Source organism: Pinisolibacter aquiterrae, from assembly GCF_019160155.1.
In the GTDB taxonomy this organism is placed as follows: Bacteria; Pseudomonadota; Alphaproteobacteria; order Rhizobiales; family Ancalomicrobiaceae; genus Pinisolibacter; species Pinisolibacter aquiterrae.
The window spans coordinates 14671-30334 of the sequence record NZ_JAFNIH010000058.1 but is presented as its reverse complement, the minus strand read 5'-3'; the positions used below and the strand labels follow the sequence as shown (position 1 = coordinate 30334).

Below are 15664 nucleotides of genomic sequence, written 5' to 3'. Positions count from 1 at the left end.
CCCCATGCTCGTCAATCGCCGCACCGTCCGGATCGAATGGGCCGACTGCGATGCCGCCGGCATCGTCTTCTACCCGAACTATTTCGCGATCTTCGACAGTTCCACCCATCACCTCTTCGAGGCCGCCGGGTGGAAGAAGCGCGATCTGATCGCCGAATTCGACATCGTCGGCTATCCGATGGTCGACACCGGGGCGAAATTCCTGGTGCCCTCGACCTTCGGCGACGACATCGTCGTGGAGACGCAGGTCTCCGAATTCAGCCGGTCGAGCTTCAAGATCGCCCACCGCGTCCTCAAGCCCGGCCCGGACGGCGGCGAGATCGTCGCGATCGAGGCGCACGAGGTGCGCGTCTGGGTCGGCCGTCATCCCGACGATCCGAAGAAGATGAAATCGAAGCCGATCCCCGACGAGGTGATCCGGCGACTGTCGGCCGCCTGAGGCGGTGCTTCGAAACCCTCCGACCGTCCGAAGCGACGGTCGGGGCGGCGACCCGCGCGAGAGATGCGGGCGCCACCGAGGAAGCCCACGAGAGGAGAGCAATCCCATGTCGCAATTCACCCGGCGTGCCCTGATGGGCGCGGTCTTCGCCGTCGGCCTGGCGCAAGGGTCGGCCTTCGCCGAGGAACCCACCATCAAGATCGGCGTCTCGATCTCCACCACCGGCCAGGGCGCGGCCCTCGGCATTCCCGAGAAGAACACGCTCGACATCGTCCCGAAGGAGATCGGCGGCGCCAAGCTCGAGGTGATCCAGCTCGACGACGCCGGCGATCCGACCAACGCCACCACCAATGCCCGCCGCCTCGCCACCCAGGACAAGGTCGACATCCTGATCGGCTCGGCGGTGACGCCGGCGACCATGGCGGTCGCCAACGTCGCCTTCGAGGCCGCCGTGCCGCATTTCGCGCTGTCGCCGATGCCGTTCCAGCCCGGCCGCGAGAAGTGGACCTTCGTGATGCCGCAGCCGGTGCCGCTGATGGCCAAGGGTCTCTTCGAGAACATGAAGGCCAAGGGCGTCAAGACCGTCGGCATCATCGGCTTCTCCGACAGCTGGGGCGATCTCTGGGTCAAGGAATTCAAGGCCTCGGCCGAGCCGATGGGCCTCAAGATGGTGGCCGACGAACGCTACGCTCGCGCCGACACCTCCGTCGCCGGTCAGGTGCTGAAGCTGGTGGCGGCGCGTCCCGACGCGGTGCTGGTCGGCGCCTCGGGCACCGCCGCCGCGCTGCCGGTGATCGCGCTGCGCGAGCGCGGCTGGACCGGGCCGATCTACCAGACCCACGGCGCCGTCACCCACGCCTTCATCGGCATCGCCGGCAAGGCGGCCGAGGGCGTGATCTTCACCTCCGGCCCGGTGGTCGCCGCCGCCGCCCAGGACGACCACCAGCTCACCAAGAAGCCGGGCGTCGCCTACACCACCGCCTACGAGGCCAAGTTCGGCGCCGGAACCGTCACCCAGTTCGGCGCGCACATGTACGACACGTTCGAGATCCTGAAGCGGATCGTGCCCGTCGCGTTGAAGTCCGCCAAGCCCGGCACCCAGGAGTTCCGCGAGGCGCTGCGCCTCGCCGCCGAGAGCGAGAAGGAACTGGCCGCGTCTCAGGCGGTCTACAACTGGTCGGCCTCGAACCACTACGGCGTCGACGATCGCGGCCGCATCCTGATCACCGTCAAGAACGGCGATTGGGCGATCGTGAAGTGACCCCCTCCCGCCGCTCCTCGGAGCGGCGGACCCTCCCGAAAGACCACCTCGATCTCCCCGCGTCGGCGCGTCCGGCGCGGGGTTTTTCGTCGCGCCCCACCGCGACGGAATGCGAAAGGCCCGGCGCGAGCGCCGGGCCTCGGAAGCAAGACACGATCACGAGCGGCCATCAGCCGAGACCGGCGAGCGCCCGATAATCGTCGAGATCGCGATTCCCCGACGTGATCTGCGCGAGCAGGCTCTCCGCCTCGACCGCCAGATCCTCGGCGAAGACTCGGGCGAGGCGCGACCAGCGGGACTCGGCGTTCCCGGCCCGCGCCGCGCCACGGGCGAGCAGAGCACCGCCGAGCGTGAGGCCGAAGAGGCGCAGGTGGGTCGAGGCGACGAGGAGGCGCGCGGCCTCGCCGGTCGCGGGCGCGAGGAGATGGGTGTTCGCGATTTCGAGTGCGTCGATCGCGGCGTCGAGACGGACGGCCGACGGGCCGAGAATGGCACGGGCGGTCTCGACGTCGGCGCGGCATTCCGCGATCAGACGGGCGACATCGGCGCCGCCGTCGCGGCCGATCTTGCGGGTGACGAGATCGATCGCCTGGATCGCGTTGGTGCCCTCGTAGATCGGGGCGATGCGGATGTCCCGGAAGAGCTGGGCGGCGCCGGTCTCCTCGACGAAACCCATGCCGCCGTGGATCTGCACGCCGAGCGAGGCGACCTCGCAGCCGACGTCGGTGGAGAAGGCCTTGACGATCGGGGTCAGAAGGCCCGCGCGCAGTTCGGCGGCGGCGCGGATCTCGGCGCTTTCGCCGGTCTCGGCGGTGTCGATCGCCGAGGCGGCGGCGTAGGCGATGGCGCGGGCGGCGGCGGTCAGCGCCCGCATGCGGGAAAGCGTCCGGGCGACGTCCGGGTGGGCGGCGATCGGCGCCGGCGCGGGAAAGCCCTCGGCGCGGCCCTGGCGGCGCTCGAGCGCGTAGGCGACCGCCTTCTGCGTCGCCTTTTCGGCGATCGCCACACCCTGAAGGCCGGTGGCGAGGCGGGCCTTGTTCATCATGGTGAACATGCAGGCGAGGCCCTTGTTCTCCTCGCCGACCAGCCAGCCGATCGCCCCGCCCTGATCGCCATAGACCATGGTGCAGGTGGGCGAACCCTTGATGCCGAGCTTGTGCTCGATCGAGGCGCAGACGACGTCGTTGGGTTCACCGAGCGAGCCGTCGTCGGCGACGAAGAACTTCGGCACCAGGAAGAGCGAGATGCCCTTGACGCCCGCTGGCGCGTCGGGAAGCCGCGCGAGCACCAGATGGATGATGTTCTCGGCCAGATCGTGCTCGCCGAAGGTGATGAAGATCTTCGAGCCGGTGATCCGATAGGTGCCGTCGCCGACGGGCACCGCCCTGGTGCGCAGGAGGCCGACGTCGGAGCCGGCGTGCGGCTCGGTCAGATTCATCGTCCCGGTCCATTCGCCCGAGACGAGTTTTTCGAGGTATTTCGCCTTCAAGGCCTCGGAGGCGTGGGCGTGGATCGCGTCGGCCGCGCCTTGAGAGAGCACCGGCAGGGTCGAGAGCGCCATGCAGGCCGACGTCAGCATCTCCATCGAGGCGGTGCCGACCGCCGTCGGCAGGCCGGAGCCGCCGAAGGCTTCCGGCTGCGAGACGGCGTTCCAGCCGGCCGCCGCCCAATCGGCATAGGCCTCGCGGAAGCCGGGCGGACAGGTGACGATGCCATCGGCCCAGGCGGCGCCGACGGTGTCGGAGGTGCGGTCGAGCGGATCGACGCGTTCCTCACAGAATTTGCCCGCCTCATCGAGGATCGCGACGAGGTCGTCGCGCTCCATCGGCGGGGCGCCGCCGGGGGGGACGGCGATCTCGGTCAGGGTGAAGAGGATATCGTCGATCGGCGGGCGGTAAGACATGGCGGTCCTCCCCGGCTCAGTGGAAGCCGAGATAGCTGCGGATGATGCGGTCGTCGCGGGCGAGCTCGGCGGCGGGGCCGGAGACGATCGCCTCGCCGAGTTCCATGACGTGGGCGTGGTCGGCGGCCGCCAACGCGGCGCGGGCATTCTGCTCGACCAGGAGGATCGAGACGCCGCTCGCGCGCAGGTCGGCGACGATGCGGAAGATGTCGGCGACGATGCGCGGGGCGAGGCCGAGGCTCGGCTCGTCGAGCATCAGGAGCTTCGGCCGGCTCATCAGGGCGCGGCCCATGGCGAGCATCTGGCGTTCGCCGCCGGACATGGTGCCGGCGAGCTGGTCGCGGCGCTCCTTGAGGCGCGGGAAGCGGTCGTAGACCTCCGCCATCGTGTCGCGGGCGACGGCGCGCGGCACGCGGAAGCCGCCGAGCACCAGATTGTCCTCGACCGTCATGGTGGAGAAGAGCTCGCGCCGTTCGGGCACCAGGCAGAGGCCGAGGGCGACACGCTCCTCGACACCGAGGCGGCCGACGTCGTGGCCTGCGAAGCGGATCGCACCCTCGGCCAAGGGCAACGCGCCCATGGTGGCGTTGAGCAGCGTCGACTTGCCGGCGCCGTTGGCGCCGATCACGGTGACGATCTCGCCGCCGCCGACGCTCAGGGAGACGCCGCGCACCGCGCGCACCTTGCCGTAGGCGACGGCGACGGAGGCGATTTCGAGAAGGGGTTCGCTCATGCCGCACCTCCGAGATAGGCTTCCAGCACCGCCGGGTGGGTCTTGATGGTCTCGGGCGGGCCCTCCGCGATCTTGGTGCCGAAGTCGAGCACCACGATGTGGTCGGTGATGCCCATCACGAAGCCCATGTCGTGTTCGACCAGGAGCACGCTCATGCCCTCGGCGCGCAGCCGCTTCAGGAGATCGGCGAGCGCCTCCTTCTCGAAGTGGCGCAGACCCGCCGCCGGCTCGTCGAGGAGCAAGAGCTCGGGATCCATCGCGAGCGCCCGGGCGATCTCGACGACGCGCTGCTGACCCAGCGCCAGCGAGCCGGCCGGTTTGGTCATGTGCTCGGTCAGGCCGACGCGCTCGATCTGGGTGGCGGCCTCCTTGAGGATCCGGCCTTCGTCGCGACGGTCGAGGCGCAGCATCGAGGCGAGGACGCCGGAGCGGCCGCGCAGATGGGCGCCCATGGCGACGTTCTCGAGCACGGTCATCTCGGGTTCGAGCTTGACGTGCTGGAAGGTGCGGGCGACGCCGCGACCGGCGATCACCTGGGGGCTGGTGCCGGAGATCACGGCGCCGTCGAACTTGACGGTGCCCGAGGTCAGCGAGGCGACGCCGGTGATCAGGTTGAAGGTCGTGCTCTTGCCGGCGCCGTTGGGGCCGATCAACGCGACGATCTCGCCGCGACCGACCTTGAAGGACACGTCGTTGACGGCGATCAGGCCGCCGAACTGCTTGCGTGCCGCCTCGAGCACCAGGAGCGGACGGGAGGTGTCGCCGGCGCCGAGCATGCGGCGGGCGAGCGGAGCGGCCTCGGCCGGGGCGGTGCGCGGGCGGCCGGGGACGAAGCGGGCGAGATGGGGCCAGAGGCCCTCGCGCGCGACCTGGAGCAGCGCCACCAGCACGATGCCGAAGACCACGCCCTCGAGCTGCATCGCATTGCCGAAGAGGGCCGGGACGATGCGCTGGAGCGCCTCCTTCATCAGCGTCACGAGGCCGGCGCCGACGATCGCCCCCCAGATCTGACCGGAACCGCCGACCACCGCCATGAACAGATATTCGATGCCGGCATTGAGCCCGAAGGGGGCCGGGGTGACGGTGCGCTGGACATGGGCGTAGAGCCAGCCGGAGAGGCCGGCGAGAAGCGCCGCCCAGACGAAGACGATCAGTTTGGTGCGGGCGGCGTCGATGCCGAAGGCCTCGGCGGCGATCTGGCCCTTGCGCAACGCCCGGATCGCCCGGCCGATGCGGCTGTCGAGGAGATGGGTGGTGAGCACGCCGGCGGCGATCACGGCGATCCAGATCACGTAGTGGACGGCGCGCGGATCGGTCAGGGCGTGGCCGGCGATCTCGAGCGGCGGGATGCCGGAGAGACCGTCGTGACGGCCGAGCAGGTCGAGCTTGCCGAAGAGGTAATAGAGCGAGAGGCCCCAGGCCATGGTGCCGAGCGGCAGGAAATGGCCGGAGAGCCGCACCGTGATGAGCCCCAGCACCACCGCCGCGCCGCCGGAGACGGCGAGCGAGACCGGCAGCGCCGCCCAGGGCGACCAGCCCCAGGCCGTGGTGAGGACCGCCGTGGCATAGGCGCCGAAGCCGCAGAAGGCGGCCTGGCCGAAGGAGGTCATGCCGCCGACGCCGGTGAGCAGCACCAGACCCATGGCGACCAGGGCGGCGAGGCCGACGTTGCCGAGCAGCGTGATCCAGAAGATCGGCACCCCGGGCACCAGCGGCACCAGCACGAGGACGACGACGAGAAGGAGAAAAGCGCGACGCGGATTCATCGGATCAATCCTCTTCCTCGACGTGGGTGTGCTTCAGCGAGCGCCACAGCAGAACCGGGATGATCAGCATGAAGACGATGATCTCCTTCATGTCCGAAGCGAAGAAGGAGGCGAGCGCCTCGACGATGCCGACGCCGAGCGCCGCCAGCGCGGTCAGGGGATAGCTCGCCAGCCCCGCGATGATCGCGGCGACGAAGCCCTTGAGGCCGATCAGGAACCCGGTGTCGTAGTAGATCGTGGTCATCGGCGCGATCAGCACGCCGGAGAGCGCGGCGACCAGGGCGGCGAGCGCGAAGGCGAGCGAGCCGGCGAAGCCGGTGCGGATGCCGACCAGACGGGCGCCGAGCCGGTTGACGGCGGTGGCGCGCAGCGCCTTGCCCCAGAGCGCGCGGTCGAAGAAGAGCCACAGGGCGACGATCGCCACCGTCGCCACCGCATAGACCGCGAGGCTCTGGCCGGTGACCAGCATCGGGCCGATCGTCACCATCAGATCCGACACGGCCGGCGCGCGCAGACCCTCCGCGCCGAAGAACACCAGCCCGAGGCCGACCAGCGCCAGATGGACGCCGACCGCGGTGATCATCAGTGTGAGGATCGATGCGCCGGCGATCGGTTGGAAGGCGACCCGGTAGAGCAGCGGCCCGAGCGGGGTGATGAGCGCGAGCGTCAGGGCGAAATGGGCGCCGGAGCCGAGTTCGCGTCCGGCGACCGCCAGGGTCGCGGCGACGAGCGCGCCGGGGATCGCCAGATCGATCAGCACCGCCTTGGCAAGACGCCGGGCGAGCGCCCTCTCGCGCGCGGCCGCGACCACGTCGAAGACGAAGGCGAGGAGCCCGAAACCGGCCAGGAGCCAGACCGTGCCGGGCACCTTTCCGGCCTCGAGCAAGGCATAGGTGAGGGCCCCGAAGGCCACGAGTTCACCCTGGGGGATGAAGATCACCCGGGTGACGGCGAACACCAGGACCAAGGCGATCCCGAGTAGGGCATAGATCGCCCCGTTCGTGATACCGTCCTGGAGCAGAAAGAGCAGAATCGTGCCGTCCACGGTCGTCGCCCCTCTCGTGGTCTCCTCGCACGGGATCGCGATCGCCCGAGGTGGGCGGCGCGACGAATTCGAAGATTTCAGGGGACGTGACGCCCCTCCCGGCATTTTGGTTTTATTTGATATATGTCATAACAATTATCGGATATAAGAGCAAGCTGCGATCACGGTGGTGGGACCGGGCGATCCGTCCGAGGGGCGAACAATGGATGTGGGTGACGACGTCGAGGATGCGATCGAGACCAGGGCGGAGCCGCGCCGGGGGCGGCGTCCGGCGCGACGGCGGACGATCGACGAAATCGAGGAAGCCGGCGAGAGCGGCGGCGCGCTCGATCTCTCGGGTCTGACCGGCGTCGTCGGCTATACGCTGCGGCGGGCGCAGATGATGGTGTTCGAGGACTTCATCCGCCGTTTCGCGCCCTTCGACCTCAAGCCGGCGCAATATTCCGTGCTCCTGGTGATCGGCGACAATCCCGGCCGCAAACAGTCGGAAATCGCGGCGGCGCTCGGCATTCAGCGTCCCAATTTCGTCGCCATGCTCGACGAGCTCGAGCGGCGGGGGCTCGCCGAGCGCACCCGCTCGACCACCGATCGGCGCAGCCATGCGGTCATGTTGACCGAGGCCGGGCGGCGGCTCCTCGACGCGGCCAAGGCCGAACAGGCCCGCCAAGAAGCCGATCTCGGCGCGATTCTCGGCCCCGGCGGACGCGAGGCGCTGGTCGCGCTGGCGAAGCGCCTGACCGCCGCCGGGTGAGACGTCATCTTTCGACGAACATTGGAAATTCGGTCGTTGTTCGAATAATGAACATGGGACCCGTGACGCGCGGTTCATCGATCGGAGACACTGACGATCCGATCGTCTCAGCATCGAACGAACGGCCGACAAGAACAGGCCGACAGGGAAAGGAACGCAACGACCATGGCTCTCGCGAACATCGTCGTCCATCTCGATACCGGAGCGCGCACGGCGGCGCGTCTGGCGATCGCCGTCCGTCTCGCCGCCCGTGACGGCGCCCGTCTGACCGGGCTCTTCGCCGAAACGTCCAGTGCCCATCGGGTCGGCGTGGTGGCGAGCTGGCCCTCGGCGGAGCATGTCGCGGCGGTCGCCGCGGCGCGCGCCGTCTTCGAGGCCGCGACCCGGGATCTCGGCGAACGCGCCGTCTTCGTCGACGTCAATCGCGGCGGCGAGCAGGAGATTCTCGCCCGCACCACCGATTACGTCCGCACCTTCGATCTGGTGATCCTCGGCCAGACCGAGGAGGGCAGCCGGGTTCCGCCGGATCTCCTCGAGCAGATCATCCAGGAGAGCGGCCGGCCGGTGCTGGTCGTTCCCTATGCCGGCACCTACGAGGACCTCGGCCGGCGTCCGCTGTTCGCCTGGCACCGTTCGCGGGGCGCGGCGCGCGCGATGCACGACGCCCTGCCGCTGGTGGCGGCGGGCGCCGAGGCGCTGGTGGTGGAGGCCGGACGGCCGGGCGAGGCGATCGACGAATTCGCCGATCTCGTGCTCGCCGATCTCGCCACCCACGGCATCGCCGCGCGCTTCCAGTCGGTGGTGGTCGAGGACGTCAAGCTGATGGACACGCTGCTCAATCAGGCGGCCGACCATTCCGCCGACCTGATGGCGATCGGGGCCTTCGACGGGGCCGGTTTCGCCTTCCTCGGACGCGGCTCGGGCACCCGCTACATCCTGCGCCACATGACGCTGCCGGTGCTGTTCTCGCACTGAGCGCGGACGACAGCCGAATCGAAAGGGCCGGATCTCTCGCGAGATCCGGCCCTTCTTCGTTTCTCGGGCGTCGGGGCGGCGGGCGCCCCCGGGAGAGGGACGCCTCAGCCGCGCCGCAGCGCCGCCTGGAACATCGGCCCGCCGAGACGCGGCGGCCAGCCGTAACCGTTGACGAACACGAGATCGATGTCGGAGGCGCGCGCGGCGATGCCTTCGGCCAGGATCGCCTCGCCTTCCCGTCCCATCACGGCGACGAGCCGATCGACGATCTCGCTGGGCGAGAACGGCCGGCGGGCGATGCCCTTCTTCGCCGATTCCTCCTCGACGATCGCGATCACCTGCCGATCGACGGTCTTCTTGCCGTCGGGATAGGCGTACCAGCCGGCGCCGGTCTTGCGGCCGAAGCGGCCCATCTCGCAGAGCCGGTCGGCGATGGCGACGTAGCGCTCGTTCGGATCGCGGGTCGCGGCCTTGCGCTTGCGAAGGCTCCAGGCGATGTCGAGGCCGGAGAGATCGAACACCGCGAAGGGGCCCATGGCGAGGCCGAAGCTCTCCATCGCCGCATCGATCTCGTGGGGGAGCGCCCCGTCCTCCAGCATGAACTCGCATTCGCGGCGGAACACCGCCCAGATGCGATTGCCGACGAAACCCTCGCAGACCCCGGTCACCACCGCGAGCTTCCTCAGCTTCTTCGTCACGGCGAGCGCGGTGGCGAGCGTCTCGGGGCTGGTCGCGGCGCAGTCGACCACCTCGACCAGACGCATGACGTTGGCGGGCGAGAAGAAGTGCAGCCCGACGAAGCGGCCGGGGTTCACGACGACCGTCGCGAGATCGTTCGGATCGAGGTAGCTGGTGTTGGTGGCGAGCACGCAATCGGGGCCGACCACCGCCGAGAGCCGGGCGAAGAGACCGCGCTTCACCTCCGCGTCATCGAAGACCGCCTCGACCACCAGATCGGCGTCGGCGAGGACGCCGAGGTCGGTGGAGAAGCGGATACCGTCGAGCCGCGCCGCCTTGTCGGCCTCGCCGAGGCGTCCCGAGGCGACCGAGCGGGCCCAGGTTCCGTCGATGCGGCCGCGTCCGGCGTCGAGCGCGGCGTCGGTGGTCTCGATCACGGTGACGGCGTATCCGGCCTCGACGAAGGCGACGGCGATGCCGGCGCCCATGGTCCCGGCCCCGACGACACCGACGCGGGAAATCGGCCGCGCCGCGACGCCCTCGGTCTTCGCCACCTTGGCGACCTCGCGCTCGGCGAAGAAGACGTGGCGCAGCGCCGCCGCCTGATCGGAGGCGACGAGGCGCAGGAAGACCTCGCGTTCGGCCGCCTGACCCTCCATGAAGGGCAGATCGGCGGCCTTCAGCGTCATCCGCGCCGCCTCGCCGGGCGAGATCTGACCCCGCGCGCGTCTCTCGACGCCCGCGATCGCGGCCTCGGCGTCGGCGCGGTCGAAGGCGGGGATGGCGACGTCGCGAGTCTTGCGCGGCGGGAGGCCGGCGAGACCGCGGGCATGGCGGGCGGCGGCCGCGACGAGATCGCCGTCGGCGAGGCTGTCGACGAGACCGAGGCCGGCGGCCTCGACCGCGCCGATCGGCTTGCCGGTGGCGTTCATCTCGATCGCCCGGAGCATGCCGACGAGGCGCGGCAGGCGCTGGGTGCCGCCGCCGCCGGGGACGATGCCGAGGTTCACTTCCGGCTGACCGAACTTCGCGTCCTTCGCGGCGACGCGGGCATGGGCGGCGAGCGCGAGTTCGCAGCCGCCCCCGAGCGCCGTGCCGTGGACGGCGGCGACCACGGGCTTCGGACAGTCCTCGATCGCCAGACACACCTCGAACAGGATCGGGCTCGCCGGGGGCTTGCCGAATTCGCGGATGTCGGCGCCGGCGACGAAGGTGCGGCCGTGGCCGAAGATCACCACCGCGTCGACGGCGGGATCGCCGCCGGCGCGCTCGATCGCGGCGAGGAGCCCGGCGCGCACGGCCTGCGAGGCGGCGTTGACGGGGGGGTGGTCGATGCCGATCAGGGCGACCCGATCACGGATCTCCCAGGTGACCACGGGGGAGGCTTCGCTCATGACGGACTCTCGGGACTTTCGGCGTCAGACGCCGAGCCAACGGTGGACGAGGTCCGGTTCGGCGGTCAGATCCGCCGTCGTGCCCTCGAAGACGATCTCGCCCTTGGCGAGGATGAAGTGACGGTCGGCGAGTTCGAACAGATCCTCGAGGTTCTTGTCGACGACGACGATCGCCATCCCGGTCTCGGCGACGACGCGCAGCGTCCGCCAGATCTCGTCGCGGACCTTCGGCGCGAGGCCCTCGGTCGCCTCGTCGAGCATCAGAAGCTCGGGGTTGGTCATCAGCGCGCGGCCGATCGACAGCATCTGCTGTTCGCCACCGGAGAGCTGATCGCCCCAATTGGTGCGCCGTTCGGCGAGGCGGGGGAAGAGGTCGAAGATGCGGTCCAGCGTCCAGTCGCGCTTGCCCGAGGGGCCGGCGCGCTCGGGCAGGATCAGGTTCTCGAGCACGGTCAGATTGGGGAAGATGCCGCGTCCTTCCGGCACCAGAGCGATGCCGGCGCGCGAGATCGCCGCCGGTTTCGCCCCGGCGAGGTCCTTGCCGCGAAAGCGGATCGAGGCGGTCGGGCCGCCGGAGAGGAGGCCGGTCAGCGTTCGGAGCAGCGTCGTCTTGCCCATGCCGTTGCGGCCGAGGAGACCGATGGTCTCGCCGGGACGCACGGTGAAGGCGACGTCGCGCAGGCAGGGCACGCGGCCGTGCGCGGTGGCGAGGCCGGTGGCGGCGAGAAGCGGTTCGACGGAGGCGTCGGCCGCCTGGGTGCGGGGCGCGAGGGCGAGGCTCATGCGGCGTCCTCCAGTCCGGCGAAGCGGCCGAGATAGGCCTCGCGCACGGCGGCGTCGCGGCGGATGTCGTCGGGCGTGCCGTGGGCGAGAAGCCGCCCGCCGACCAGCACCGAGACTGTGTCGGCGCAGGCGAAGACGGCGTCCATGTCGTGTTCGATCAGGAGAATGGTGTGGTCGCGGGCGAGGTCCCTGAGCAGCGCGGTCACCCGCGCCGTCTCCTCCGGGCCGGTGCCGGCGAGGGGTTCGTCGAGGATCAGGAGCTCGGCGCCGGAGGCGATCAGCATGGCGATCTCGAGTTGGCGCTGCTCGCCGTGACTGAGGCTCGTGGCGGGGCGATCGGCGCGATCGACCAGACCCGTCGAGGTGAGCGCCTCGGTGACGGCGCGCGCCTCCTCCGCCGGGCTCGCGCCGGCGAGGCCACGGGCCTGGGCCGCCACCGCGCAGTTCTCGGCGACGGTGAAGGCGGGCAGCACGTTGGTGCGCTGGAACGAGCGGCCGATGCCGCGCCGCGCCTTGGCATGCGCCGAGAGCGCGGTGATGTCGACGCCGTCGAGACGGATGGTGCCGCCCGAGACCGGGAGCGCGCCGGTCAGGAGGTTGGTGAAGGTGGTCTTGCCGGCGCCGTTGGGGCCGATCACCGCATGGATGCGGCCCGGTTCGAAGGCGACGGTGACGCCGTCGACGGCGGTGAGGCCGCCGAAGGTGCGGCGCAGACCCTCGACCTCGAGGCGCGGCGGCGGCGAGGCGCGGCGGGTCTCGACGGCCGCGCCGGTCTCCGCGGCGGGCGCCCACGGCTTCGCCGGGCGCAACGGCAGCCAGCCGGCGAGGCCCTTGGGCGCGCCGAGCACGGCGGCGATCAGAAACAGGCCCATGGCGATCGGCCAATGTTCGGAGACGGTGGCGCCGACCAGATCGGCGCTCTTCAGCATCTCCTCGGCGAGGGCATAGACCAGCGCGCCGACGATCGCACCCCACAGCGAGCCGACACCACCGAGCACCACCATCATGATGGCGAGGCCGCTCTCGCGCCAACCGAGGATCTCCGGCGGCACGAAACCGTCGATCGAGGCGAAGAGCGCGCCGCCGAAGCCGGCGACCATGGCGGCGATCACGAAGCTCGCCCATTTGTAACGGGCGCCGTCGAAGCCGAGCGCGTTCATGCGGGTCTCGTTGGCCTTGATCCCCTGCAGGACGCGACCGAAGCGCGACCGGGCGAGGGTGAGGACCGCGCCGTAGAGGACGACGAGGGCGGCGAGCGAGAACCACAGCAGCGTGTTGCGAGCGGAGAAATCGAGGATCGTCGCGCCGCCGATCTCCAGGATCGGCTTCACGTCGATCGAGGCGCCGTCGGAGCCACCGGCGATGCGCGTGTCGTGGAAGAGGGCGAAGATCATCTGCGACGCCGCCAGCGTCACCATGATGAAATAGAAGGCCCGCGTCCGGACCGCGAAGAGGCCGACCACCGCCGCCACCGCGCCGGAGAGCGCCACCGCCGCGCCGAGGGCGACGAGGAGATTGCCGGCCTCGTAGTCTGGCGGGGTGACGAACCAGACCGCATAGGCACCGAGGCCGAACCACGCGGCATGGCCGAAGGAGACGAGGCCGGTGACGCCGATCAGGAGATCGAGGCCGAGCACGAAGATCGCGGTCGCCAACACGCGGGTCGCGAACTTAACCTCGTAGGGGCCGGCGACGAAGGGCACGACCGCGAAGGCGACGGCGATCAGGCCGAGCAACACCAACACCGGGAGCGAAGGCAGACGGATCATCGGATCACCCTCCCGAAGAGACCACCGGGACGGACGACCAGGACCGACGCCATCAGCGCATAGACGACGACGCCGGCGAGCGAGGGCAGGAACACCTTGCCGAGGGCATCGGCGATGCCGATCGCCAGCGCGCCGAGGAAGGCGCCCTTGATCGAGCCGATGCCGCCGATGACGACCACCACGAAGGAGATGATCAGGATCCGCTCGCCGATGCCGGGATAGACGCTCTCCACCGGCGCGGCGAGCATGCCGGCGAGCGCGGCGAGCGCCGTGCCGGTGGCGAAGACGAGGGCGTAGAGACGCGAGGAATCGAAGCCGAGCAGCTCGGTCATCTCGCGGTTCGATTCGCCCGCCCGGATCAGCCGGCCGACCCTCGTCTTCTGGATGACGAAGAACATGGCCCCGGCGAGCGCGGCGCAGATCGCCGTCAGCGCCAGACGATAGACCGGATAGGCGAGCTGATCGGTCAGCCGGATCGAGCCGGAGAGATAGGAGGGCGCGGGCACGCCGTGCGGGTAGGAGCCCCACAGGATGCGCTGCACCTCGTTGAAGATCAGGATCAGCGCGAAGGTCAGCAGCACCTGCTGGAGGTGATCGCGCTTGTAGAGATGGCGCACGAAGGCGCGTTCGATCAGCCAGCCGAAGACGACGGCCAGGGGCACGCCGAGCAGGCAGGCGAGGAAGACGTCGCCGGTCACTTCCGTGAGCGTCAGGGCGAGATAGGCCCCGAGCATGTAGAACGAACCATGGGCGAGATTGATCACCCCGAGAATGCCGAAGACCAGGGTGAGACCACTGGCGGCCAGGAAGATCAGGAATCCGTATTGGATCCCGTTGAAGATCTGGACGAGGACGAGGTCCATGAGGTGAGGCCTTCTCGAGACGAGCGGGGGACGACGCGCGGGGAGAACCCGCCGCGCGCCGCCGATTTCCCGGGACGAGGGGGACCGATCAGGCCTTGCAGCCCTTGCCGGCGTCGGCGAGACCCTCGGCCGCGACGCCGAGAAGGTGGTTCTTGCCGCCCTTCAACTCACGCAGATAGAAGGTCTGCTTGGGGTTGCGGTTGGCGGAGAACTCGAAGGGGCCGCGGGGGCTCGCGAATTTCGCCTTGGCCATGGCGGCGTGCATGGCGTCCTTCTTGGCGACGTCGCCGCCGACGGCGGTGAGGCCGATGTCGAGGACGTGCATGGCGTCATATCCCTGCACCGCATAGACGTCGGGGGCGACGCCGTAGGCGGCCTCGAAGGCCTTGCGGAAGGCGGCGTCTTCCGGATTGGTCAGGCCCTCGGCGTAGTGGAGCACCGTCTTGACGCCGTCACCGGCGGCGCCGACCGCCGCCTCGACGCCGTCGGTGAGGAAGCCCGGACCCCAGAGCTGGACCGAGCCGGACAGGCCCGCCGCCGAGAAGTCCTTGATGAACTTGGCGGCACCACCGCCGGCGAAGAAGGAATAGACCGCCTGCGGCTTCAGCGAGGCGATCTCGGCCAGCGCCGACTGGAACTCGACGTCGGGGAAGGGCAGCGCGATCTTCTTGACGACCTTGCCGCCGCCGGCCTCGAAGGCCTTCTCGAAACCGGCGACCATCTCGTCGCCCGCGGCGTAGCGCCAGGTGCAGCTGACCGCCTCCTTGATGCCGGCGGCGATCATCGCCTTGCCGGTCGCCTCGCCGATCTGGCCGTTGGAGAAGGAGGTGCGGAAGATGTTGGGGGCGCACAGGCCGCCGGTGATGGCGTCGGCGCCGGCATTGGGGTCGAGCGTGGTGACGCCGGCCTCGCGGGCGATCTTGACCATGGCGGCGGCGACGCCGGAATGGACGGTGCCGACGAGGACGTCGACCTTCTCGCCGTAGACCAGCTTGTTGGTGAGTTCGGCCGCCTTGGGCGGGGCGGATTCGTCGTCGAGGGCGGTGAATTCGACGGCCCGGCCGGCGAGCGCGCCGCCCCTTTCCTTCACGTAGAGTTCGGCGCCGCGGCGGATCGCCTCGCCGAGCGGGGCATAGGTGCCGGAAGCCGGCAGGAGAAGGCCGATCTTCAGGCTGCCGGCGGCCGAGGCCGGACGTACGAAGGGGGCCACGCCGCCCAGAAGACCGCTGAGACCGACGGCGCCGGCCATGGTGAAAAATTCGCGTCTCGACGACGACATGAGGCACTCCTCCCGAGGATGACGT

General features: G+C 69.9%; 13 protein-coding genes. 4 read left to right on the top strand and 9 right to left on the bottom strand.

Going from position 1 to position 15664, the window contains the following annotated elements; translation table 11 throughout:
- Positions 1 to 4: 4 nt before the first annotated feature.
- Entirely contained in the window at positions 5 to 439 is a 435-nt protein-coding gene (locus J3S89_RS21100; protein ID WP_217931208.1) for an acyl-CoA thioesterase, read from the top strand.
- A gap of 106 nt (positions 440 to 545) precedes the next feature.
- Positions 546 to 1700: an ABC transporter substrate-binding protein gene (locus J3S89_RS21095; protein ID WP_217931196.1), complete on the top strand. Its 1155-nt coding sequence runs from the start codon at positions 546 to 548 to the stop codon at positions 1698 to 1700.
- Between the two features lie 169 nt (positions 1701 to 1869).
- On the opposite strand, the gene J3S89_RS21090 is transcribed toward J3S89_RS21095, so the two are convergent.
- Genes J3S89_RS21090 through J3S89_RS21075 form a run of 4 tightly spaced genes read right to left on the bottom strand, consistent with a single transcriptional unit; the run spans position 1870 to position 7147 of the window.
- The gene (locus J3S89_RS21090; protein WP_217931188.1) at positions 1870 to 3603 is read right to left on the bottom strand and encodes an acyl-CoA dehydrogenase family protein; all 1734 of its coding nucleotides are present in this window, start codon (positions 3601 to 3603) and stop codon (positions 1870 to 1872) included.
- A 16-nt stretch (positions 3604 to 3619) separates the two neighbouring features.
- Entirely contained in the window at positions 3620 to 4336 is a 717-nt protein-coding gene (locus J3S89_RS21085) for an ABC transporter ATP-binding protein (protein WP_217931186.1), read from the bottom strand.
- Complete coding sequence (locus J3S89_RS21080; RefSeq protein WP_217931184.1) at positions 4333 to 6102, bottom strand: branched-chain amino acid ABC transporter ATP-binding protein/permease; 1770 nt, start codon at positions 6100 to 6102, stop codon at positions 4333 to 4335. Before J3S89_RS21080 ends, J3S89_RS21085 begins: the two co-directional genes overlap by 4 nt.
- A gap of 4 nt (positions 6103 to 6106) precedes the next feature.
- Positions 6107 to 7147 (bottom strand): branched-chain amino acid ABC transporter permease, encoded by a 1041-nt coding sequence (locus J3S89_RS21075; protein WP_217931182.1) that lies wholly within the window; start codon positions 7145 to 7147, stop codon positions 6107 to 6109.
- 202 nt (positions 7148 to 7349) lie between these two features.
- Between J3S89_RS21075 and J3S89_RS21070 the strand changes: the two genes are divergently transcribed.
- A complete protein-coding gene (locus J3S89_RS21070) occupies positions 7350 to 7898 on the top strand; it encodes a MarR family winged helix-turn-helix transcriptional regulator (protein ID WP_217931181.1) in 549 nt (182 codons plus the stop codon).
- A 165-nt stretch (positions 7899 to 8063) separates the two neighbouring features.
- Positions 8064 to 8873 (top strand): adenine nucleotide alpha hydrolase family protein, encoded by an 810-nt coding sequence (locus J3S89_RS21065; protein ID WP_217931179.1) that lies wholly within the window; start codon positions 8064 to 8066, stop codon positions 8871 to 8873.
- A 104-nt stretch (positions 8874 to 8977) separates the two neighbouring features.
- Here J3S89_RS21065 and J3S89_RS21060 read toward each other — a convergent pair whose 3' ends face one another.
- The 5 genes from J3S89_RS21060 to J3S89_RS21040 all read right to left on the bottom strand — a co-directional run bounded on the left by J3S89_RS21060 (position 8978) and on the right by J3S89_RS21040 (position 15639).
- Positions 8978 to 10945: a 3-hydroxyacyl-CoA dehydrogenase NAD-binding domain-containing protein gene (locus J3S89_RS21060; RefSeq protein WP_217931177.1), complete on the bottom strand. Its 1968-nt coding sequence runs from the start codon at positions 10943 to 10945 to the stop codon at positions 8978 to 8980.
- 24 nt (positions 10946 to 10969) lie between these two features.
- Positions 10970 to 11728: an ABC transporter ATP-binding protein gene (locus J3S89_RS21055; protein WP_217931175.1), complete on the bottom strand. Its 759-nt coding sequence runs from the start codon at positions 11726 to 11728 to the stop codon at positions 10970 to 10972.
- The gene (locus J3S89_RS21050; protein ID WP_217931173.1) at positions 11725 to 13497 is read right to left on the bottom strand and encodes a branched-chain amino acid ABC transporter ATP-binding protein/permease; all 1773 of its coding nucleotides are present in this window, start codon (positions 13495 to 13497) and stop codon (positions 11725 to 11727) included. The genes J3S89_RS21055 and J3S89_RS21050 overlap by 4 nt, the downstream gene beginning before the upstream one ends.
- Positions 13494 to 14360 (bottom strand): branched-chain amino acid ABC transporter permease, encoded by an 867-nt coding sequence (locus tag J3S89_RS21045; RefSeq protein WP_217931168.1) that lies wholly within the window; start codon positions 14358 to 14360, stop codon positions 13494 to 13496. Before J3S89_RS21045 ends, J3S89_RS21050 begins: the two co-directional genes overlap by 4 nt.
- An 88-nt stretch (positions 14361 to 14448) precedes the next feature.
- A complete protein-coding gene (locus J3S89_RS21040) occupies positions 14449 to 15639 on the bottom strand; it encodes an ABC transporter substrate-binding protein (RefSeq protein ID WP_230488987.1) in 1191 nt (396 codons plus the stop codon).
- Positions 15640 to 15664: the final 25 nt, after the last annotated feature.

Coding starts and splice junctions, on each gene's coding strand:
- J3S89_RS21040 (WP_230488987.1), bottom strand. CDS start 15,639: ATGTCGTCGTCGAGACGCGAATTTTTCACCATGGCCGGCGCCGTCGGT.
- J3S89_RS21100 (WP_217931208.1), top strand. CDS start 5: ATGCTCGTCAATCGCCGCACCGTCCGGATCGAATGGGCCGACTGCGAT.
- J3S89_RS21085 (WP_217931186.1), bottom strand. CDS start 4,336: ATGAGCGAACCCCTTCTCGAAATCGCCTCCGTCGCCGTCGCCTACGGC.
- J3S89_RS21055 (WP_217931175.1), bottom strand. CDS start 11,728: ATGAGCCTCGCCCTCGCGCCCCGCACCCAGGCGGCCGACGCCTCCGTC.
- J3S89_RS21060 (WP_217931177.1), bottom strand. CDS start 10,945: ATGAGCGAAGCCTCCCCCGTGGTCACCTGGGAGATCCGTGATCGGGTC.
- J3S89_RS21080 (WP_217931184.1), bottom strand. CDS start 6,102: ATGAATCCGCGTCGCGCTTTTCTCCTTCTCGTCGTCGTCCTCGTGCTG.
- J3S89_RS21095 (WP_217931196.1), top strand. CDS start 546: ATGTCGCAATTCACCCGGCGTGCCCTGATGGGCGCGGTCTTCGCCGTC.
- J3S89_RS21070 (WP_217931181.1), top strand. CDS start 7,350: ATGGATGTGGGTGACGACGTCGAGGATGCGATCGAGACCAGGGCGGAG.
- J3S89_RS21090 (WP_217931188.1), bottom strand. CDS start 3,603: ATGTCTTACCGCCCGCCGATCGACGATATCCTCTTCACCCTGACCGAG.
- J3S89_RS21065 (WP_217931179.1), top strand. CDS start 8,064: ATGGCTCTCGCGAACATCGTCGTCCATCTCGATACCGGAGCGCGCACG.
- J3S89_RS21050 (WP_217931173.1), bottom strand. CDS start 13,497: ATGATCCGTCTGCCTTCGCTCCCGGTGTTGGTGTTGCTCGGCCTGATC.
- J3S89_RS21045 (WP_217931168.1), bottom strand. CDS start 14,360: ATGGACCTCGTCCTCGTCCAGATCTTCAACGGGATCCAATACGGATTC.